This is a genomic window from Modicisalibacter xianhensis, from assembly GCF_900113605.1.
Taxonomy (GTDB): domain Bacteria; phylum Pseudomonadota; class Gammaproteobacteria; order Pseudomonadales; family Halomonadaceae; genus Modicisalibacter; species Modicisalibacter xianhensis.
Genome location: NZ_FOPY01000003.1, coordinates 18,957 through 40,996, shown reverse-complemented (window position 1 = coordinate 40,996; position 22,040 = coordinate 18,957). Strand labels below are relative to the sequence as shown.

Below are 22,040 nucleotides of genomic sequence, written 5' to 3'. Positions count from 1 at the left end.
TTAATATCCAAAAAACTTTGCCGTCCTTGACTTTGAAACATAATCCAACCCCTTTATATTTCTAATTTTTAATTTTTCCTTGAACTCTTTGTAAATATTGGCATACCATTTCCTGCTTCCATCATTAACATTTTCTAATTCAAATTCAATGTTTATAAACCCCTCTATTTCATTTTTGTTTTTCTCGATATCCTCCATCCTTATGACCATAAGCTCATACCTTCCATTCTTGTAAATATTAAAACCTTTCTTGTGATCAAAACCTTTTTTATAAACATCAATTCCAGTAAGCCTTTTTATCTCCCTATCAAACCATTTATCGTAATAATCATGATCAAAAGTTTTTTCAAAAACCTCTAATAAAAAATCATCGTCCACATAGCGCATATCAGGATTATACTTGTTTATATAATCCACCACCCAATATGAAAGCTCTTGGAAAAACATTGATACATTTCTTGCCTTAGGCTCTCTCACCACAGTTATAATTTTTACGTCTTTTTTCCATTTAATAAAAAAACGCCTCAGCAAAAATTTCGTTTTAGTAACAAACTGTCTTTTTATTCCAGCATTTCGTTGCTTCTCACCTACACAACATGGACTGTTCCCATATAAAGTATGCATGTGTACAGAGTTTGGTATACTGGCTTCTAAGGAAGAGGATCCCACTTTACCCATTTGGTAAATATACACTTCCGCATTTCTGAACTTTTTCACATCTGCTATTGCTTTTTTTAAAAGCGACATTCTACCTCCGTCTACTTACTGCGCAGCGTAAATCACTGAAAGCACTGTTAATACCCACCAAAACTCCATACAGTGGGTATAAAACACAGTGCAGCCCCTCCTACTAACAAGCTGACAGGGAGACCGTTAGCAACATAGTCTTTCATTCGATAACCACCAGGCCCATAAACCATTAAATTAGTCTGGTAGCCAAGCGGCGTTATAAAACTTGCTGAGGCGGCAATCATGATGGCAATGGCAAACGGCATTATGTTTACGTTCAACTGTTCAGCAACTTCCACCGCAATTGGAAACATCAATACCGCTGCCGCATTATTGGTAATTAACTCTGTGAAGAGCACCGTCACGAAATAAACCATGGCGAGCGCAAGCCATGGCGACGTGACATTGCTTGTCATCAGCTCGGCGATTGCCTGGGCTGCGCCGCTCTTGGTCATGGCTGCCCCCAAGGCAAACGATGCAGCAATGACGACAAGCACTTGCAAGTCGATATAACGGCGGGCCTTGCTGACCGTGATGCAGCGCGTGGCCAGCATGGTGCCTGCGGCGAGAAAGGCGGCTTCGAGTATGCTCAAGATGCTGAACGCACTCAGGCCAACCATGGCGGCGAGGATGACGAGTGCCAACGGGGCTTTCTTGAAGTTGGGTGGGGTCGAGTCGTTAAGCGCGCTGACCAGCAGGAAGTCCTTGCGGTAACGGTATTGCTCGACAAAGTCGTGGTCGGTTTCTAGCAGCAGCGTATCGCCTACGCGTAATTGGATATCGCCAAGCTTGCCGGGCAGGCGTCTCCCCTCGCGAGAAATCGAGAGAATCACCGCCTGAAAGCGGGTACGGAAGCGCGATTCACGGATGGTCTGCCCTAGCCCGGCGAAGTCGGGGCCGATCACGGCCTCGACCAGGCAACGGCGGTGGTGGGCAATGTTGAGTTTGCGCACATCGCCATTGGCCGGGCGCACACCATGTACGCCTCGCAGCTCGCGGGCACACTCCGGCGCGCCGATAAAGCCGAGGATATCGCCGGCCATCAGTTCTGTCTGTGGCGACACAGCCGTCAATAACCGCTCGCCACGCTGAATCTCGGCCAGGTAACCATGCTGCATGTGGCGCAGGCCGGCTTCCTGAATGGTCTTGCCGATCAAGGGGCCGTTGGGCTCGACCACCACCTCGACACTGTATTCGCGGGCATGCTCGACCTGCTCGATCACGCTTTCACGCTGCGGCAACAGGCGGTTGGCGAACAGCAGCAGGAACGTGCCCCCGGCCAGCAGCACCGGCACGCCCACCCAGGCGATGTCGAACATGCCGAGCGAGATGCCCATCTGGCTTTGCAGCAGGCCGTTGATGACCAGATTGGTACTGGTGCCGATCAGGGTACAGGTGCCGCCGAGTATGGCGGCGTAACTCAAGGGAAGTAACAGCTTGGAAGGTGGGAAGCGCAGCCGATGCGCCCACTCCTGCACGGCAGGAATGAACATGGCCACGACGGTGGTGTTGTTCATGAACGCGCTGAGCACGCTGGCGGGAATCAGCAGGCGCAGTTGGGCACGCTGCAGGCTGCGTGGCTGGCCCAGCAGACGATGGGCAATCCATTGTACGGCGCCGGTTTCCTTCAGGCCGGCTGCCACCACATATAGGGTCGCGATGGTCATCACGCCGGGGTTGGCAAACCCCTGCAGGGCTTCGGCGGGTGTCAGAATGCCGGTAATGACCAGGGCGGTCAGCGCCGCCATCAGAATCGCATCCGGCGCGATACGCGTCAGGATAAGACCGGTCAGCACGGATAAGACGACGGCCATCGACACGTAGGCCGTCCAATCGAGGGAAGTGTCCAACTTGCACCTTTGGGAAATGCGCATTGCGCCACGCGTCGCGTGAGCAATGGGCAGCCGGTCACTCGGCTGCCTTGATCCAGTTATGTGATTTGTGAACGGGGCTGTGGTGGCGTGCCAACAGCAAGATCATCTATCGCGAGTCACAGACGCACGTCGTTCCATCGAGCGGATCGGTGCTTATTATTCTTGCTTTGCCGCTTGGTCTTGATTTGCCACGCCAGCGATCGTGACGTGGAGCGCATGGCCGGCCTCGGCTGCCCATGCGTCTATCTTGGCCTTGAGGGATTGCTTTGCGTGGCTGTCGCCATGCACCAGCCGGATCTCACGCGGGGGCTTTCGCATGCGCTTGACGAAATTGAGCAAGTCGTGCTGATCGGCGTGGGCGGAGTAACCGCCGATGGTGTCGACCCTGGCGCGAATGGTGATGCGCTCGCCGTCGAGTTCCACCCAGCCGCCGCGCGGGCCGTAGTGCTGTATATCGCGCCCCGGCGTGCCGGCGGCCTGATAGCCGGTAAACAGTACGGCATGGCGTTCATCACTCAGCATGCGCTTGAGGTAGTTGACGACTCGCCCGCCGGTGGCCATGCCACTGGCGGCGATGACCACCGCGGGGCGGCCGGTGCGGGCCAGGTAGTCCACGGTGCGCTCGTGTTCCGCGTGGCTATCGACGGTATACAGGTTGTCGAAACTCAGCGGGTGGCGCCCGCTGCGCAGCCGCTGGTGGGCTTCGGCATCCCACCACGGCTTGAGTTCGCGGTAGACCTGGGTGAATCGGGCGGCGAGTGGCGAGTCGACGATGATTTCCAGGTCTCGCCAACTCTCGTCGACGGCCTGGTGGATCAGGCTTTCGAGTTCGTAGAGCAGCTCTTGGGTGCGACCGATGCTGAAGGCGGGAATGATCACGCTGCCCTGGTTATCGAGCGCCCGGTCGATGGCGGCTTTCAGGCGGGCGCGGCGCGTGGTGCGGTCTTCATGCCGGCGGTCACCGTAGGTGCTTTCCAGCACCAGCACATCGGCACGATAGGGTGACTTGGGTGCCGGCAGCAGGGGCGCATGCGGCGCGCCCAGGTCACCGGAGAATACCGTGCGCTGACGCGCCCCGCTGGCGCGGTCGAGCGTGTCGATTTCCACGTACGCCGAGCCGAGGATGTGTCCGGCGCGCTGGAGCCGGAGGCGTACCCGGTGGCGCGCATCGTCGATTACGGTGTGCCAAGTGGCATACTCGAGCGCCACCAGGCGCTGCTCCACTTCCGCCAGGAATCGCTCGATCAGCGCCCTGTCGTGGGTAAAGCCGATCTTGAGCGCATCCTCAATGACCAGGGGCAGCAAACGTGCCGAGGGCACGCTGCACAGGATCGGCCCCTGGTAGCCGGCCGCCAGCAGGTAGGGCAAGCGACCGATATGATCGATATGCACGTGCGTGACGATCAGCGCCAGCACGTCATCGACGGGGAACGTCACCTGATGTTGGGTCAGGCTGTCGAGGCGGTCGGCGTCCTGCCCCTGGAACAGCCCGCAGTCGACCAGCAGGGCACGGTCCGGGGCGAATTGCAGGCGGTGGCAACTGCCGGTGACACCCTCGTCTCCGCCATGATGGCTGATACTGACCCCTGCGCTGTCGATGCTACGACTGGGGGCGGGTGAGTTACCCAAGGCTGCGTTCATAGGAACCCACCGCTCATTTGTACGAGTAGTTGTAGTAGCCGTAGCCGTAGGCCGTGGCGGCCTTGCGCTCCAGGGCATTGAGGATCGCGCCCTTGACCTGCACGTTGGCCGTTTCCAGGCGACGCATGGCCAGTTCGATTTCCTTGGCCGGGTTGAGCTGGAAGCGCGCGACCATCAGCGTGGTGCCGACCTGCTTGCCGATGATGGCGGCATCGGTCACGGCCAGTACCGGGGGCGAATCGATGATCACCAGGTCGTAGCGCTCGCCCACGGCGTGGAGGAACTCACTGAAACGCTGGCTGGTCAGCAGCTCCGACGGGTTGGGCGGCGCCATGCCGCGCGCCACGTAGTGCAAGCTGTCGTTGACGGGGCGAATCACCTCGTCGAGCGGCTTGCGACCGGAGAGGATGTCGCTCAGGCCACCCTCGGAGCGCGCGCCGAAGACGCGGTGGATATGGCCCTTGCGCATGTCGCCATCCACCACCAGCACGCGCTGCCCCGCCTGGGCACACACCGCCGCCAGGTTGGCGGAAATGAAGCTCTTGCCGATGTTGGGGCTGGGGCCGGTGATCATCAGGCGGTTGTCGGCGCCTTCCAGCATGGCGAAGTGCAGGCTGGTGCGCAGCCCACGCAGTGCCTCCACCGAGGTATCGGCAGGGTTGCGCTCGGCCAGCAGGCCAACGGGTATCGCCTTGCCCTTGTTGGAGCCGCGTCGCACGCGGCGATTGAGCTTTTCCTGCTCTTCGGACAGCGGCACGGTGGCGTACACCGGCAACCCGAGGGCTTCCAACTGGTCGGTGGTTTCCACGCCACGATTGAAGGCAGCACGCAGCAGCACCAGCCCCACGCCGATCATCGCTCCCAGCAGCGTCGCCACCACGACGATCAATTTCTTGTTGGGCTTGACCGGCTCGGGGAACACCTCGGCGGTATCCAGTACGCGCACGTTGCCGACCGTGCTGGCCTCGGCGATCTGCATCTCCTGCACCTTGTTGCGCAGTTGCACATAGATCTCCTGGGTCACGGCGACATCACGCTGCAGGCGCAGGATTTCCTGCTGGGTCTCGGGCAGGGAATTGATCTTGCGCTCCAGATTGGCCTTTTCCTTCTGGAGTTGGCCCTTCTTCTCGAGCAACGCCGCATAGGTAGGGTGCGTCGGCTCGAAACGCCGCGAGATTTCCGATTCGGTGAACGACAGTTCGTTGAGCTGGGCCTCAAGATTGACCAGGCGCTCGAGCACGGACTGGGTTTCCAGGCTCAGGTCGACGCTTTCGCGGTCGGTGCGGTAGGCGTTGAGCTTGGCTTCGGCCTGGTTGAGGTCGGCCCGCACCTGCGGCACCTGCTTGCGCAGGAACTCCAGGCTGTTGCGGGCCTCCTGGGACTGGCGCTGGATGTTCTGCGCCACATAGATGTCGGTAATCGAGGCCAGGGTGGTTTCGGCCAGGGCCGGCACGGGGCCGGTCAACCCCAGGTCGAGCAGGCCCGTTTCCTGGCCCTGTTCACTGATGCTCAAGCGGTCTTTCAAATCGCCAATGGCGGTCAGGCGGCGAATGTGCGTCAGGTCGAATTCGGCCCCCGGCAACGCGTCGATGGAGGCCACTGTCAGTGCCAGGCCGCCATCCAGAAATTCCGCGCGCTGACCAACCCGGCCTTCGCCGATGGGTTCGCCATCATGGCTGATCGCATAGCGCGTATCGCCAAGCACCGTCAGCGTGAACGTTTCGTCCAGGTACTCCTCCGCCACCGGCATGGCGTCTACGGTGATGGCATCACCCGCCCAGGTGAACCCCCAGTTGGCGGCGAACGCGGGGCGCGCAATACCGATCCGCTCGAGGAACTCACCCACTACCGGCACGCGGTTGGGCTCGACCAGCAAGTCGAGGTTGAGGATATCCACGGCGCGGCCCAGCACCATGCGCGAGCGGATGATGCCGATTTCCGACTGCGAGGGCGGCTCCTGCCCCAGCATGGTGGTCACTTCGGACAGCGGGTTCATCGAGGGCGCGGCATCCTCGATCTGCACCAGGGCATCGGCGCGGTAGATCGGGGTGGCCAGCAGCGCATACATCACCCCGGCCAGGGCGAACAGCGCAGTGATGAAGGCAATCAGCCACTTGTGATCGATCAGGACGCCGAACAGGCGACCGAGATCGATATCGTCGTTGCTCTGTGGCTCGCGGGTAACGGGCGGATTCTGTGGCATGGAAGAGACCGGAAGCATCTGAGTGAAAAGACGAACGAAATCGCCAATGCCACCTGAAAATCATCGTGGAATGATTTTCAGGCGACACTTGCGAACGATTTTCTAGGTCGTGTGGGGTGGTATTACAGCTTGCTGGCCCAGCTATCGGCGGCGCGCACCAGTTGGCGGTGCACATGCTGGAACGCCTCGGGGCTCTTGCGGTAGGGATCGGGAATCTCTTCCCCCTTGCCGCCCTGCCCCAGCCACCGGCCAAACAGCATGGTCTTGCCAGTGGCGGAAGGCACCAGCTTGGCGACGGCCTGGCGCTGGCCTTCACTCATGACCAGTACCAGGTCGGCACGCAGGATCATGTCTTCGGTGACCTGGCGCGCCTTGTGCTCGGCGACCGTCAGGCCATCGCCTTCGGCCAGGCTACGCGCAGTGGGTTCGATGCCATGGTCGACCAGGGCACCGAGCCCGGCGGACTCGATGGTCATGTGCGGCAACCGGGCCTTGAGCAGGGCCTCGGCGACCGGGCTGCGGCAAATGTTGCCCGTACATACGATAAGAACGCGGGAAAAGTTCATTAGTCGCTGTCTGAGAAGTTGTTCACGTTTTCACCCAGCTCCGTCACTTGATATAGCGTGCTGAGCGACGGCAGCAACTGTGAGAGTACACGGTTCCAGCGTGAAACGGGGGCCGCGGTGACATAAATGACATCCGTGGGCTGCAACAGGAACTGGGCACCGAGCGCAAAGGCCACTGCGTTTTCGGCATTGAGCTGGTAGACGGTGGCGAACTTGTCGTCGGTGGGCGCGTTCGGGCGAATCACGAAGATGCCCGAGGCATTGGCCTGGCTCTCGTCGATGCCGCCGGCCTGGGTGATGGCCGCCGTCAGTGACAGGCGGCTGTTGGCCATGGCCAGTGCCCTGGGCTCGTTGACTTCACCCATGACGTAGATCTGCTGGTTGCCGATATCGGGCACGTGCAGCACGTCGCCATCCTGCAGTAGCAGGTTCTGTTCCATCTCACCATTGGCCAGCATGTCGAAGACAGACAGGTGCATGTCCTGGCCATCACGCGTCAGCACCACGTCGTGCCAGTTGGCGGTATCGGTAAGCCCACCGGCGGCACTGATCGCATCGAGCACGCGCATCGGCACGTTGGTAACCGGAAACAGCCCGGGCTGGCCGACCTGACCGGTGACGTAGGCCTTCTGAGAATTATAAGCAGCGACTTTCACGTCGACCTGGGGCTGGGCGATGTACTTGTCCAGCCGGCGCTGGATCTCGTCGCGCACGTCGCGCACCGTGCGACCCGCCACCTGCACCTGCCCCACGTAGGGGTAGAAGATCGTGCCGTCGGCGTGCACCACGTTGCCGGATTCCTCGGCGCTGCGCTCGCTGCCCGCCGGAATGGTGAGTTCGGGGTGGTCATAAACGATGACATTGAGGATATCGCCACGACCAATGCGGTAGTCATAGTCGCTGGGGGCTTCACCCGGCTCGGTAGTGAGGGTTTTCATGCTGACCGCTTCCGGCCGCTGCACCGTGTTCATGGCCCTGACCAGCCCCAGGGTGATCGGCTGGATCTCCACGGCGTCATCGAGCGGTGCGGTTTCCGCGTCGTAGTCGATGTGCCCACCCGGTGCAAAGGCACAGGCAGACAGTCCCATTACCAGGGCAAGGCCAGCAAGCGGCCTGGCAAGGCTCGCGGCCTGCCGAGCGAAGCGTAACATCATGTTTTTCTTACATTCCTGTTTTGTATTCGGCAAACGAAAGGGAATTCAGCCAATGCCATGCGTTATTGCCGTGCACCAAGAGAGAGCCGCATTTGTAACAATTCGACAGTTTAGTGCATATGAATTCACGCATGATTCACTGCGTAAAAAACCAGTGATGGTGCTTTTAGTCACTGAATTCAGGGGGATATTGGGCAATTTCTTGCCTGGAGGAGAGACGAATGGCAGGAGACTCGTAGGCACGCTACCGCCCTGGAGTTGCATCCGGCTTTTCTCCTTAGCCTATAAATACTTGTTTATTAAGCATTTTCTAGAAAAAGGAAGCGCTGACGGCATGCTAAATGGTGACCACCGAGCCTTCCCTTGCTCATTTATCCTGCATTCTTTTTACGAATAATTGACAGAAATGCAGGCCTAACTATGGTTAGGTTCCCTTACTGATGCATGTTAATTATCTTCCTTACGAAATACAATTCCTAGCGCTTTTTGTAACAGCAAATCGGTTGAAGCATTGCATGGCTGCTGCTATGGGATAAAATCAGGTTGACACAACCGCTGGCGCAGCCTTCTGCCGCGCCGCTCTTTCTTCGCGAAATGGAGGACTTGTCATGGATTTGAAGAAGGCCGTGGCTGCGCTGAGCGTAAGCCTGTTAGCGATCTCCCCGGTGGCGTTTGGCCAGGCCGAGACGACCGGAGGCGCAGCGGCGACCGGCGGTGCGGGAACGGGTGCCGCTGGTGGTGCGGCAGCGGGTGGCGCGGCGGCAGGTGGCGCCGGCCTGGGCGCAGCGGCTGGGCTATCCACTGCCGCCATCGCGGGAACGGCCGTGGTCGGCGCCGTGGCCGTGGGTGCTGCTGTCTCGGCCTCCGGGGGCAGCGACAGCGACAGTGGCGGCAGCGGTACGACGGGAACCACCGGCACGACAGGCACCACCGGTACGACAGGCACGACCAACTGACCATGCCGGGCTCGACACGACGCAAGCTCGGGACTGCGCCACAGCGACGGGGCCGCCTTCGGGCGGTCCTGTTATGTCTGGCAGCGCTCCCCTCCCTGGCCACGCTTGGCGGCTGCTCTTCGCAAGGTGCCTCACCCATGGCGCAGTCGCTGCGCACGGTGTTGCCCGACATTGGCGGCACGGCACTGGCCAGGCAGGCCACGGCCCTGCCCTACGCCTCGTTGAGCGTGGATATCAACGGCAATCGCGGCCTGCTGATCATGGGCACCCAGACCGGAGACACCACGTACTGGCAATCCAGCGATAGCGTGACATTAGCGTTGACGCATGGGGGGCTGACGAGTACCGGTGGACTGAAAAACGATCTGGTCGGCACCCGCTATTACCCTCGCGTTGAGGAGGGCACGTCACCTTCAACGTCTACAGCACCCTATTCGCCGTGGCTGGATGACGCCCCGGCGCACTACCGGCTGGAAAGAAGCTGGATCAACGATCAGGGCATCACGGTGCATGACAGTGCGGAGGGTCGGATGCACTGCGCTTCGGCGGCGCCGGTCGCGCTGCCTCTCCAGACGCGCCGGCTCGAGCGCTGCACCCTGGTGCATGAATGGCACACGGGCGAGACCACAACCGACATCATCTGGCGCGATCCGGTGGACCGGCAGCCCTGGGCAGGCCGCATGGTGCCGTGGCCCGAGCAGCACGCCCTGGCCTGGCGGGTCGCCAAGCCCTGGTGGCAACCTGCGCCCCGGCAAGCGACGGGAGGCGCATCATGACATCCCGTTACTTTCCTCGCCTGGCCTGCCTGCCCCGGCTGGGGCTCGGCACGTGCCTATTGCTTGGCCTGGCAACGGCGCATTCGGCGCTCGCCCAGTCAGCGGCCTCAAGTGAAAACCTGTTCGACTATTGGCTGGCACGCCAGGCCGACCGGCAACCCATGCCGACCGATTGGGCCTATGCCTTCGTCGAGCGTCGCGACTTCGATAGCGGTATTCGTGACAGCGCGTTTCGGCAGCGTCGTCTCGAGGCCGAACTGGATGGCTTGGCCCTGGCGCTTCGCCTGACACCTCATGCGTCCCTGGCGGAGCACATCGCCGAATGGCAGCACGCCCTTGACGCGTCCGCCGTGCAGCGCTCGCCGGGGCGCATCGATGTCGCCTGGCTGGCAGCCAATCCACGTCATGTGCCTGACCTCGCCGAACTCGAGCGTATCGGCGCATGCCAGCGTCCCACCTGGGTGGAAGCCTGGTCACTGGACGGCGTGACGCGGCTGGATTGGCACAGCGGCATGCAGAGCGGTGAGTTGATCGATGCCCTCACCGAACGCACCCGCGAACTGACCCAAACCGCCGCCCTGGTGTCGCCCATGGGTGACGTGCACCGCTTCGGGGTGGCGCCCTGGAATTACGCCACGCTGCCGGTCGCGCCGGGAAGCCGCGTGTGGCTCGACCTGCCCGACGACCTTGCCCCCGGCCAGGCCACGCTGACCCATTGGCTGAATACCGCCATGCCCGAGGCCCTGGCGGTGCAACTGCCGGGCGATGATTGCACGACATTATGGCAACGCGATGCGGCTACGACCGACTCTTCAGAATAATCACAGGGTGTTCATGACACACGTGACAGCCTCGCCCTCCTCGCTGGCTCCCTTGACCGTGGCCGTGTTGGTCGGGCTTTATCCGTCGCTGGCGCGGGCCGAGTTGGGCCAGGCGCAGAGCGACTTCGGCGGTGTCGGCCTGATGCAGACGCCCACGGCGCGCATGGCGCCGCTTGGCGAATTTTCTTTCACTTACGGCCGTGTCGAGCCGTATACCCGCTACAACATCAGCGTGCAGCCCCTGGACTGGTTCGAGGTCGGGTTTCGCTATACCGAGATCGACAACCGCTTTTACGGGCCGAGCATCGCCGGGGACCGTGATTACCTCGACAAGGGCATTGATTTCAAGCTGGGGGTGTGGGACGAGAGCCGTTACCTGCCCCAGGTCGCCCTGGGGTTTCGCGATTTTGGCGGCACCGGCCTGTTCAGTGGCGAATACCTGGTGGCCAGCAAGCGCTGGTACGACCTGGATTTCAGTCTGGGGGTGGGCACGGGTTACCTGGGGGCGGGTGGCGATATCGACAATCCGTTGGGCTGGGTGGACGATCGCTTCGATACCCGCGGCCCCGGTGCACAGAGCATCGACGATACCGGCGATTTCTCGTTATCGTCGCTGTTTTCTGGCCCAATTGGGTTCTTCGGTGGCGTGGAGTATCAGACGCCCTGGGACCCGCTGACACTCCAGTTGGAATATGACGGCAACGATTACCAGAGCGAGCCGCTGAACAATCGCTTCGAGCAGGATTCGTCATTCAACCTCGGCGCACGCTACCGGCTGAATGACAATCTCAAGCTCAACCTTGGCTGGGAGCGCGGCAATACGCTGATGGCCGGAATGACACTGTCCGCCAACCTGGCGGGCCTGTCCCAGATCAAGCGCGATCCGCAGCCCGTCCCCCTGCAAGCACCGGCTACCGACATGCCCAAGGATTGGCGCCCGGTGGTAGCGCAGCTCGGCAGCAATGCCGGTACCCAGGTCAAGCGTATTCGCCGGGATGGCGATACGCTGATCGTCGATGCCCGGCCCACCAAGTACCGCTCGCTGGCCGAGACCGAAGCCCGCGCCAACCGTATCCTGCACAACGCCACGCCGCACGATATCGACACCTATCGCTACCGCTGGTATAGCCGTGGCCTGCCCGTGCGCGAGGACGTGCAGCCCCGCCACGCTTACGTCGCCGCGGCGCAAGATGCGTCGACCGAGGTCGACTACAAGTACAGCCTGTACTCGCTGGCCGCCACGGAAAGCCACCAGGGCGACACGCTATACGAGGGCGATCCGCAGCGCTTCGGCTGGCGGATCGGCCCGGGCATCAACCAGAACCTGGGCGGGCCGGACGGTTACCTCTACGAGATCTACCTGCGGGCCAGCGCCGAATACCATACCGATGCCAATGGCTGGTTCTCGGGCATGCTCGGCTGGACGGTGGCGGATAACTTCGAATCGTTCGATTACATCGCCTCGTCCGACCTGCCGCGGGTCAGGACCTACATCGGCGAGTATCTCGCCGAGACCGACCTGGGGCTGTACAACCTGCAGTACACGCGCACGGCGCAACTCGACGAGGACTGGTATGCGATGGCCTACGGCGGCCTGCTGGAGTCCATGTATGCCGGAGTCGGCGGTGAGGTATTGTACCGGCCATTCAACAGTCACGTTGCCTATGGGCTGGATCTTAACTGGGTTCGCCAACGTGATTTCGACCAGCGCTTCGGGCTACGCGACTACGATACCTGGACTGGTCATGCCACGGCGTACGTCGAGCCCGGCTGGGAGGACATCCTGGCCCAGGTCAGCGTCGGGCGTTACCTGGCGGGCGACATCGGCGCGACCTTCGATGTGTCGCGCGAGTTCGAGAATGGCGCCCGGATCGGCGCCTGGGCGACCCTGACCGATGCCGGTGACGACTACGGCGAAGGCAGCTTCGACAAGGGAATCTACATTACCCTGCCGCTCGATGCGTTCTTCACCACCTCGTCACGCGCCTACACCAGCGTGGCCTGGAAGCCACTCACCCGTGACGGTGGCGCGCGCCTGGCTCGCCAGTACAGCCTGTATGGCTTGACTCACGAACGCGACATGGGCCGCTACTGGGACGAGATCGGCGACGCGTTGGAGTAACACGCCGGGTTCACAAGGCCGGAAACGAAAAAGGGCACCCGAGGGTGCCCTTGATTTTTTGCGCCAGTGGTTTTGGCCTCTGGCGCTGTGCGCGTCAGTCGCTGCTTACCAGCCGGTCGCCTGCTTCAGCGCGTCGCCGATCTCGGCCAGGGAGCGCACGGTCTTGACGCCTGCCGCTTCGAGCGCAGCAAACTTCTCGTCCGCGGTGCCCTTGCCACCGGCGATGATGGCGCCGGCGTGGCCCATGCGCTTGCCGGGAGGTGCAGTCACACCGGCGATGTAGGAAACGACCGGCTTGGTGACGTTGGCCTTGATGTAGGCCGCCGCCTCTTCTTCCGCCGTGCCGCCGATCTCACCGATCATGACGATGGCTTCGGTCTGCGGGTCCTTCTCGAACATCTCGAGGATGTCGATGAAGTTGGAGCCCGGGATCGGGTCGCCGCCGATGCCCACGCAAGTGGACTGGCCGAAGCCGTGATCGGTGGTCTGCTTGACCGCTTCGTAGGTCAGCGTGCCGGAGCGAGAGACGATACCGACCTTGCCCGGCTTGTGGATGTGACCCGGCATGATGCCGATCTTGGACTCACCCGGGGTGATGACGCCGGGGCAGTTCGGGCCGATCAGGCGTACGCCCAGCTCGTCGCACTTGACCTTGACGTCGAGCATGTCGAGGGTCGGGATGCCTTCGGTGATGCACACGATCAGCTTGATGCCGGCATTGGCGGCTTCAAGGATCGAGTCCTTGCAGAACGGGGCCGGTACGTAGATGACCGAGGCTTCGGCACCGGTCTTCTCGACGGCTTCCTTGACGGTGTTGAACACCGGCAGGCCCAGGTGCTCCTGGCCACCCTTGCCCGGCGTGACGCCGCCGACCATCTGGGTACCGTAGGCGATCGCCTGTTCGGAGTGGAAGGTCCCCTGCCCGCCAGTGAAGCCCTGGCAGATGACCTTGGTGTTTTTGTCGATCAGGATACTCATTACTTGCCCTCCGCCGCTTTGACCACCTGCTGTGCAGCGTCAGTCAGGCTGGTAGCCGCGATGATGTTCAGACCGCTGGATGCCAGCTTCTCGGCGCCCAGCTCGGCGTTGTTACCTTCCAGACGAACCACGACCGGCACGTTGACGCCGACCTGCTCGACCGCGCCGATGATGCCTTCGGCAATCATGTCGCAGCGCACGATACCGCCGAAGATGTTGACCAGCACGGCCTTCACGGAGGTGTCGGAGAGGATGATCTTGAAGGCTTCCGCCACGCGCTCCTTGGTGGCGCCGCCGCCGACGTCAAGGAAGTTCGCCGGCTGGCCGCCGTTGAGCTTGATGATGTCCATGGTGCCCATGGCCAGGCCTGCGCCGTTGACCATGCAGCCGATGTTGCCGTCGAGCGCAACGTAGTTGAGCTCCCACTGCTGGGCATGCGCTTCGCGCTCGTCTTCCTGGGAAGGATCGCGCATGGCCTGCAGGTCGGGGTGACGGTACAGGGCGTTACCGTCGAGGCCGATCTTGGCATCCAGGCAGTGCAGGTTGCCCTGCTCGGTGATGACCAGCGGGTTGATCTCGAGCAGTGCCAGGTCCTTGTCGTGGAACATCTTGGACAGGCCCAGGAAGATCTTGGTGAACTGCTTGATCTGGTCGCCTTTCAGGCCCAGCTGGAACGCCAGCTCACGCGCCTGGTACGGCTGTGCACCAACCAGCGGATCGATCTCGGCCTTGAGGATCTTCTCGGGAGTTTCTTCCGCGACCTTCTCGATCTCGACACCACCCTCGGTGGAAGCCATGAAGACCACGCGGCGCGTGCCACGGTCAACGACGGCGCCCAGGTACAGCTCTTCGGCGATGTCGGTGCAGGTCTCGACCAGGATCTTGGCGACCGGCTGGCCCTTCTCGTCGGTCTGGAAGGTCACCAGGTTCTTGCCCAGCCACTGCTCGGCGAAGGCCTTGGCTTCTTCAGCGCTCTTGACCAGCTTGACGCCACCGGCCTTGCCGCGGCCACCGGCGTGCACCTGGGCCTTGACGACCCACATGTTGCCGCCGATCTTCTCGCACGCTTGGGCAGCTTCTTCGGGAGTGTCCACGGCGAAACCCTTGGACACCGGCAGACCATAGTCGGCAAACAGCTGTTTGCCCTGATATTCGTGAAGGTTCATCGTGTCATGCCATTGGTTGCATGTGACTCGAATGGTGATGCCGGGCGGCCCTGTCGCCGGCCCGCATCACCCCCGTCCGCTCCCGGTACATTGCCGGGGGCGACGCGCCGCCCGGGGCGGCGCTTGTTGTCCTGCGGGTTACTTGCGCTTCTTGCGGTTGGCCATGTGGATGGCGTGACCGTCCACCGCCAGCGCGGCTTCGTGAATCGCTTCCGACGTGGTCGGGTGAGCGTAGCAGGTCAGGGCCAGGTCTTCGGCGCTGGAGCCGAATTCCATGGCGATGACGCCTTGGGCAATCAGCTCGCCAGCGTGCTGGCTGACGATGTGGATGCCCAGGATGCGGTCGGTCTCGGCGTCGGCAATGACCTTGGCCATGCCATCGGGGGCATTGTTGGCCAGCGCACGTCCGTTGGCGGAGAACGGGAAGGAACCGGTCTTGACCTCGATGCCTTCGGCCTTGGCCTGCTGCTCGGTCATGCCGACCCAGGCGACTTCCGGTGAGGTGTAGATGACCGACGGAATCGCGTCGTAGTTCATCTCGGCCTTATGGCCGGCGATGATATCGGCCACCATGACGCCCTCTTCGGAGGCCTTGTGCGCAAGCATCGGGCCACGTACGCAGTCGCCGATGGCGTAGACGCCCGGCACGCTGGTACGGCACTGGTCGTCGACGAAGATGAAGCCACGCTCGTCGAGCTTGACGCCGGCATCGTCGCTGAGCACGCCCTGGGTGTAGGGGCGGCGGCCGACACAGACGATGACCTTGTCGAAGGTCTGTTCCTGCTCGCCCTTGCTGTCGGTGTACTTGACGACGACTTCGTTGTCCTTGACCTCGGAGCCGGTGACACGTGCGCCCAGCTTGATGTCCAGGCCCTGCTTGCCGAGCAGCTTCTGGGTTTCCTTGGCGACGGCCTGGTCGACCATCGGCAGGAAGCTGTCCATGGCCTCGAGGACAGTGACTTCACTGCCCAGACGGCTCCACACGCTGCCCAGTTCCAGGCCGATGACGCCGGCACCGATCACGCCCAGGCGCTTGGGCGCCTCGGTGAATTCCAGTGCGCCGGCTGAATCGACGATCAGGCCTTCGGTCAGCGGGGTCGGCGGAATCTCGACCGGAACGGAACCGGAGGCGATGACGATGTTATCGGCCTCGTAGGTTTCTTTCTCGCCTTCCTTGCCGGTGACTTCGACCTTGCTGTTGGAGAGTACCTTGCCGGTGCCTTCCAGGGCGGTGACGCCGTTGGCCTTGAACAGGGCGCTGATGCCACCGGTGTTCTTGGCGATGACGCTCTCCTTGAACTCGAGCATCTTGGGCACGTTCGGCGTGATGTCGCCGACTTCCAGGCCAATCTCGCCGAAGTTGTCGCGTGCATCGATGAACTTGTGGGACGTCTCCAGCAGTGCCTTGGAGGGAATGCAGCCCACGTTGAGGCAGGTACCGCCGTGCACGGTCTTGCCCTGCTTGTTCACCCACTTCTCGACACACGCGGTCTTGAGACCCATCTGTGCCGCGCGGATGGCGGCCACGTAGCCACCGGGGCCCGCACCAATGACGATCACATCAAATTTATCGGCCATGTATCTTTCCTGTTGATCGGTTCGCTTGAGAGTCCGTTGACGTCAGACGAGGTCAGATGTCCAGCAGCAGGCGCGCCGGATCCTCGAGCAGGTCCTTGATGGCAACCAGGAACTGCACTGCGTCCTTGCCGTCGATCATGCGGTGGTCGTACGACAGAGCCAGGTACATCATCGGGCGGATCTCGACCTTGCCGTTGACCGCCATCGGGCGCTCCTGGATCTTGTGCATGCCCAGGATAGCCGTCTGCGGCGGGTTGAGGATCGGCGTCGACATCAGCGAGCCGAAGATACCACCGTTGGTGATGGTGAACGTACCGCCCTGCATCTCGTCGATGCCTAGCTTGCCGTCACGCGCGCGCTTGCCGAAGTCGACGATGGTCTTCTCGACGTCGGCGATCTTCATGCTATCGGTATCGCGCAGCACGGGGACCACCAGGCCACGGTCGGTGGACACGGCCACACCGATGTCCTGATAACCGTGGTAGACGATGTCGGTACCGTCGATGGAAGCGTTGACGTCCGGGAAGCGCTTGAGCGCCTCGCTGGCGGCCTTGACGAAGAAGCCCATGAAGCCGAGCTTGGTGTCGTGCGCCTTGAGGAAGGTGTCCTTGTACTGGGCACGCAGGGCCATTACCGCGGTCATGTCCACCTCGTTGTAGGTGGTGAGCATGGCAGCGGTCTGCTGGGCCTGGACCAGGCGCTTGGCGATGGTCTGGCGCAGGCGGCTCATCGGCACGCGCTTCTCGGGGCGCTCGCCCTCGACGGCCGGCGCTGCGGCTGCAGCGGCCTTGGCACCGCCACCGCTCTTGGCAGCCGGTGCGGACTTCTTGGCGTTGCCTTCCTTGACCGCCTTCTGCACGTCTTCCTTGAGCACGCGGCCACCCTTGCCGGTGCCCTCGATCTTGCTGACGTCAAGGTCGTGCTCGGCGATCAGCTTGCGTGCGGCAGGGGCAACGATCTTGTCGCCGACCTTCTCGTCGGATTCCGCACCGCTGGCTTCGCTTTCATCGCCACGCGACTCGGCGGAAGCGCCTTCGGCTTCGCCGCCCTCGCTACCACCGGCGCCTTCGGCGAAAGTCGCCAGCAACGCTTCGGACTCGACCTGCTCGCCTTCCTGCACCTTGATGTCGCTCAGGGCGCCATCGGCCGGCGCGACGACTTCCAGCACGACCTTGTCGGTCTCGATGTCGGCCAGCACTTCGTCGCGCTTGACCGCTTCGCCGACCTTCTTGTGCCAGGTGGCCACGGTGCCTTCCTGAACGGATTCGGGGAAGGACGGCGCCTTGACATCGTAGCTCTTGCCGGAAGCCGCCGGCTTTTCGCTCTTCTGCTCGGCCTGTTTCTCGGCCTTCTGCTCGGGCTCGGCGTCCTGGCCGCCCTGCGGCTTGGCGTCGGACTTGGACTCGGCCTTTTCCTCGGCGGCGCCGAGCATGCCAAGGACCTGCTCCGATTCACAGGTATCGCCCTCTTCGACCTTGATCTCTGACAGCGTGCCCGCTTCCGGCGCCACGACCTCGAGCACGACCTTGTCGGTCTCGATTTCGACGATCAGCTCGTCACGTTCGACGCTGTCGCCGGGCTGCTTGTGCCAGGCAGCAACCGTGCCCTCGGCAACGGATTCCGGAAAACTGGGCGCTTTGATCTCGGTAGCCATTTGGTTTCCTTAGTGGGTTCTCTCTCGTCCTGGTGGGACGCCTCAGGCGTTGAAGGCGTCTTCCACCAGTTGGCGCTGCTGTTCGACATGGACGGACATGTAGCCCGCAGCGGGTGCTGCCGAGGCCGGACGACCGGCGAACTTGAGTTCGCGGCCCAGGCCTTCCTTGAACATGTCCGCGACGACACGCATATGGTGCTGGCTCTGATACCAGGCGCCCTGGTTCAGCGGCTCTTCCTGACACCACACCACCTGCTCCAGGTTGGTGTAGTCCTTGATCGCCTCGAAGAGCTCGTCCTTCGGGAAGGGGTAGAGCTGTTCGACGCGCAGGACCGCCGTATCTTCGCGCTCGTTCTCCGCGCGATAGGCCGCCAGGTCGTAATAGACCTTGCCGGCGCACAGCACGACACGCTTGACCTTGCTGGCGTCCAGCTTGCCCTGGTCTTCCAGTACCATCTGGAAGCGACCGTTGGCCAGCTCTTCCAGCGTAGAAGTCGCTTCCTTATGGCGCAGCAGGCTCTTCGGCGACATGATCACCAGCGGCTTGCGCAGCGGGCGAATCACCTGACGACGCAGGAGATGGAAGATCTGCGCCGGCGTGGTCGGCACGCAGACCTGCATGTTGTGCTCGGCACACAACTGCAAGAAGCGCTCGAGGCGCGCGGAGGAGTGCTCCGGCCCCTGCCCTTCGTAGCCGTGCGGCAGCAGCATGGTCAACCCGCACAGGCGGCCCCACTTGGACTCACCCGAGGAAATGAACTGGTCGACCACGACCTGAGCGCCGTTGAAGAAGTCGCCGAACTGCGCTTCCCAGACGATCAGCGCGTTGGGCATGGTGGTAGCGTAGCCATACTCGAAGGCCAGCACCGCCTCTTCGGAGAGGTAGGAGTCGCGAATGGTGAAACGCGGCTGCCCTTCACGGATGTGCTCGAGCGGCACGTAGGTGGTGCCGTCCTTCTGGTTGTGCACCACGGCGTGGCGGTGCGAGAAGGTGCCGCGGCCAGAGTCCTGACCCGTGATGCGGATCGGGTGGCCTTCGTCGAGCAGCGTGGCATAGGCCAGGGTTTCGGCGAAGCCCCAGTTGAGCGCCATGCCACCGGCCTGCATCTTGCGACGGTCCTCGTAGATCTTGGCAACCTGACGCTGGACCTGGACACCGTCGGGAATTTCGCACATGCGCGTCGCCAGTTGCTGCATGCGCTTCATGTCGAACGAGGTGTCGAAGTCGCCGCTCCACTCGTGGCCGAGGTACGGGTTCCAGTCGACGAACAGCTCGGTGTTGGGCTGCTTGACCAGCGCGTTGGCGACGTGGTTACCCGCCAGCAGGTCCTCGCGGTACTGCTCGACCAGTGCCTTGGCGTCGTCCTCGGAGAGCACGCCCTCCTCGACCAGGCGCGCCGCGTAAAGCTCGCGGGAGCTTTTGTGCGACTTGATCTTCTGGTACATCATCGGCTGGGTGCCGGACGGCTCGTCGGCCTCGTTGTGACCGCGACGCCGGTAGCAGACCAGATCGATGACGACGTCCTTGTGGAACTGCTGGCGGTAGTCGATGGCCACTTGCGCAGCATGCAGCACGGCATCCGGGTCGTCGCCATTGACGTGGAAGATCGGCGCCTGAACCATCTTGGCGATATCGGTGCAGTACTCGGTGGAGCGCGTGTCCTGCGGATGCGAGGTGGTGAAACCGACCTGGTTGTTGATCACGACGTGGAGCGTGCCACCGGTCTTGTAGGCACGGGTCTGCGACATCTGGAAGGTTTCCATGACCACGCCCTGGCCGGCGAAGGCCGCGTCGCCGTGGACATTGATCGGCAGTACCTTGTCACCGTCGGTGTCGTCGCGGCGATCCTGACGGGCACGTACCGAGCCTTCGACCACCGGTGCCACGATTTCCAGGTGCGACGGGTTGAAGGCCAGCGCCAGGTGGACTTCGCCGCCCGGCGTCATGACGTTGGAGCTGAAGCCTTGGTGGTACTTGACGTCGCCCGAGCCTTTGGTAATGACCTTCTTGCCATCGAACTCGTCGATCAGCTCTGACGGGCTCTTGCCAAGGATGTTGACCAGCAGGTTGAGGCGGCCGCGGTGCGCCATGCCGATGACGACTTCCTTGGTGCCGTAGCCGCCGGCACGCTGGATGACCTCGTCCATCATCGGGATGAAGCTTTCGCCCCCTTCGAGACCGAAACGCTTGGTGCCGGGGTACTTGGAGGCCAGGTAGCTCTCCAGGCCCTCGGCGGCGGTCAGTCGTTCGAGCACATGCTTGCGGACCTCGTTGCCGTACTTCGGCTTCGAGCGCACCGATTCGAACCGCTGTTGCAGCCAGCGCTTCTCTTCGGTGTCGACGATGTGCATGAACTCACAGCCGATGCTGCGGCAGTAGGTCTGCTCCAGCGCTTCGACGATTTCCTTCAGCGGTGCCTTGTCCTTGCCCAGGAAGAAGGAGCCGGTCTGGAACTCGCTGTCCATGTCGGCCTTCGACAACTGGTGGAAGGACAGGTCCAGGTCCGGCACCGGTACCGGTTTGCGCAGATCGAGCGGATCGATGTCGGCCTTCTGGTGGCCACGGAATCGATAGGCGTTGATCAGCTGGAGGACCTTGACCTGCTTCTTGTTCTCGCCACTGTCGACAGCGGCCGTGCCCTGAGCGGTGCGACGGTTACGTGCCAACTGGTAGAACTGGTCTCGGATCGGACTGAGGGGGGTATCGTAGGAGGGACTGCCTTCCGGGCGCGGTAACTGATCGAAATAGTTACGCCATTCATCCGGAACTTCATTGGGATCGACGAGGTATTGCTCGTACAGCGCTTCGACGTAGTGAGCGTTGCCGCCACTCACGTGCGAGGAGCGCCACATCAACTCCATTATGCCTTCTTGCATCTCTCGGTCACCCTGCACTGATGGGGTGGTGTCGGCGCCTGGTACGGGATGCGCACCGGCGTCACTCTTTGTCTTGCTTGTGGACGGGACAGCGTCCACGGAATGCGCGGCGTGATCGTCAAGAGCCGGTGCACGAGGCACCGGCTCTTGACGCGTGGGCCGGCCTCACCTGCGACACATGGCCGCAGGTGAAACGGGCTCCAATGATAGCAAGTCGCTGGCCACGATTTAAGTAGCATTCGCCAATAGCAGCTCACGAATCTTGCCGATCGCGCGAGTCGGGTTGAGCCCTTTCGGACACACCGCCACGCAGTTCATGATGCCGCGGCAACGGAACACGCTGAACGGATCCTCGAGTTCGGCGAGGCGCTCGCGGGTTGCCGTGTCACGACTATCGGCCAGGAAGCGATAAGCTTGAAGCAGACCGGCCGGACCGACGAACTTGTCCGGGTTCCACCAGAACGACGGGCAGGACGTCGAACAGCAGGCACACAGGATACATTCGTAGAGCCCGTCGAGCTTGTCGCGCTCTTCCGGCGACTGCAGGCGCTCGATGGCCGGCGGGGAGTTCTCGTTCTGCAGGTACGGCTGGATACGCTCGTACTGCTTGTAGAAGATCCCCATGTCGACGACCAGGTCGCGAATCACCGGCAGGCCCGGCAACGGGCGCAGCACCAGCTTGCCCCCCTTGGTCACGGCCGACAGCGGCGTGACGCAGGCCAGGCCGTTGGTGCCGTTCATGTTCATCCCGTCGGAGCCGCAGACGCCCTCACGACAGCTGCGACGGTAGGCCATCGAGCTGTCCTGCTGCTTGATGAGCTCGAGGACGTTCAGGACCATCAGGTCGCGGCCCTGGGTGTCCACCTGGAACTCCTGCATGTAAGGAGCGGAGTCGGTCTCCGGATTGTAGCGGTATACGGATACCTGAAGCATGGACATCGTGGT

The 22,040-nt window shown here is 61.9% G+C and carries 16 protein-coding genes and 1 pseudogene; 4 read left to right on the top strand and 13 right to left on the bottom strand.

What is annotated here, in order from left to right; all coding sequences use genetic code 11:
• From BM194_RS03685 to BM194_RS03660, 6 genes are all read right to left on the bottom strand, one after another.
• Positions 1-747 (bottom strand): putative capsular polysaccharide synthesis family protein, encoded by a 747-nt coding sequence (locus BM194_RS03685; RefSeq protein WP_092843784.1) that lies wholly within the window; start codon positions 745-747, stop codon positions 1-3.
• A 47-nt stretch (positions 748-794) separates the two neighbouring features.
• Entirely contained in the window at positions 795-2,543 is a 1,749-nt protein-coding gene (locus BM194_RS03680; RefSeq protein WP_244890867.1) for an SLC13 family permease, read from the bottom strand.
• A 216-nt stretch (positions 2,544-2,759) separates the two neighbouring features.
• On the bottom strand, positions 2,760-4,244 hold the full coding sequence (locus tag BM194_RS03675) for an MBL fold metallo-hydrolase RNA specificity domain-containing protein (protein WP_092843780.1): 1,485 nt from the start codon (positions 4,242-4,244) through the stop codon (positions 2,760-2,762).
• A gap of 13 nt (positions 4,245-4,257) precedes the next feature.
• A complete protein-coding gene (locus BM194_RS03670; protein WP_092844308.1) occupies positions 4,258-6,447 on the bottom strand; it encodes a polysaccharide biosynthesis tyrosine autokinase in 2,190 nt (729 codons plus the stop codon).
• A gap of 122 nt (positions 6,448-6,569) precedes the next feature.
• Entirely contained in the window at positions 6,570-7,013 is a 444-nt protein-coding gene (locus tag BM194_RS03665; RefSeq protein ID WP_092843778.1) for a low molecular weight protein-tyrosine-phosphatase, read from the bottom strand.
• The gene (locus tag BM194_RS03660; RefSeq protein WP_244890866.1) at positions 7,013-8,167 is read right to left on the bottom strand and encodes a polysaccharide export protein; all 1,155 of its coding nucleotides are present in this window, start codon (positions 8,165-8,167) and stop codon (positions 7,013-7,015) included. The genes BM194_RS03665 and BM194_RS03660 overlap by 1 nt, the downstream gene beginning before the upstream one ends.
• 608 nt (positions 8,168-8,775) lie before the next feature.
• Here BM194_RS03660 and BM194_RS03655 point away from each other — a divergent pair.
• The 4 genes from BM194_RS03655 (at position 8,776) to BM194_RS03640 (ending at position 12,842) form a co-directional block, all read left to right on the top strand.
• Entirely contained in the window at positions 8,776-9,123 is a 348-nt protein-coding gene (locus tag BM194_RS03655) for a hypothetical protein (RefSeq protein WP_177223334.1), read from the top strand.
• A gap of 137 nt (positions 9,124-9,260) precedes the next feature.
• A complete protein-coding gene (locus tag BM194_RS03650) occupies positions 9,261-9,899 on the top strand; it encodes a YjbF family lipoprotein (protein WP_177223333.1) in 639 nt (212 codons plus the stop codon).
• On the top strand, positions 9,896-10,720 hold the full coding sequence (locus BM194_RS03645; protein ID WP_092843774.1) for a capsule biosynthesis GfcC family protein: 825 nt from the start codon (positions 9,896-9,898) through the stop codon (positions 10,718-10,720). Before BM194_RS03650 ends, BM194_RS03645 begins: the two co-directional genes overlap by 4 nt.
• Before the next feature lie 13 nt (positions 10,721-10,733).
• A complete protein-coding gene (locus BM194_RS03640) occupies positions 10,734-12,842 on the top strand; it encodes a YjbH domain-containing protein (RefSeq protein ID WP_092843772.1) in 2,109 nt (702 codons plus the stop codon).
• 105 nt (positions 12,843-12,947) lie between these two features.
• Here BM194_RS03640 and sucD read toward each other — a convergent pair whose 3' ends face one another.
• From sucD to BM194_RS03610, 7 genes and pseudogenes are all read right to left on the bottom strand, one after another.
• Entirely contained in the window at positions 12,948-13,820 is an 873-nt protein-coding gene (gene sucD / locus BM194_RS03635) for a succinate--CoA ligase subunit alpha (RefSeq protein ID WP_092843770.1), read from the bottom strand.
• Complete coding sequence (gene sucC, locus BM194_RS03630; protein WP_092843768.1) at positions 13,820-14,986, bottom strand: ADP-forming succinate--CoA ligase subunit beta; 1,167 nt, start codon at positions 14,984-14,986, stop codon at positions 13,820-13,822. Before sucC ends, sucD begins: the two co-directional genes overlap by 1 nt.
• Positions 14,987-15,124: 138 nt before the next feature.
• On the bottom strand, positions 15,125-16,564 hold the full coding sequence (gene lpdA / locus BM194_RS03625; RefSeq protein WP_092843766.1) for a dihydrolipoyl dehydrogenase: 1,440 nt from the start codon (positions 16,562-16,564) through the stop codon (positions 15,125-15,127).
• Positions 16,565-16,616: 52 nt separating this feature from the next.
• Entirely contained in the window at positions 16,617-17,810 is a 1,194-nt protein-coding gene (gene odhB, locus BM194_RS03620) for a 2-oxoglutarate dehydrogenase complex dihydrolipoyllysine-residue succinyltransferase (protein ID WP_422730628.1), read from the bottom strand.
• A 243-nt stretch (positions 17,811-18,053) separates the two neighbouring features.
• Positions 18,054-18,218 (bottom strand): annotated as a pseudogene (locus tag BM194_RS21105) (biotin/lipoyl-containing protein); the annotation flags it as partial.
• 42 nt (positions 18,219-18,260) lie between these two features.
• Positions 18,261-21,095: a 2-oxoglutarate dehydrogenase E1 component gene (locus BM194_RS03615; protein ID WP_092843762.1), complete on the bottom strand. Its 2,835-nt coding sequence runs from the start codon at positions 21,093-21,095 to the stop codon at positions 18,261-18,263.
• Between the two features lie 228 nt (positions 21,096-21,323).
• Positions 21,324-22,034, bottom strand: coding sequence for a succinate dehydrogenase iron-sulfur subunit (locus BM194_RS03610; RefSeq protein ID WP_092843760.1), 711 nt, complete (start codon positions 22,032-22,034; stop codon positions 21,324-21,326).
• Positions 22,035-22,040: the final 6 nt, after the last annotated feature.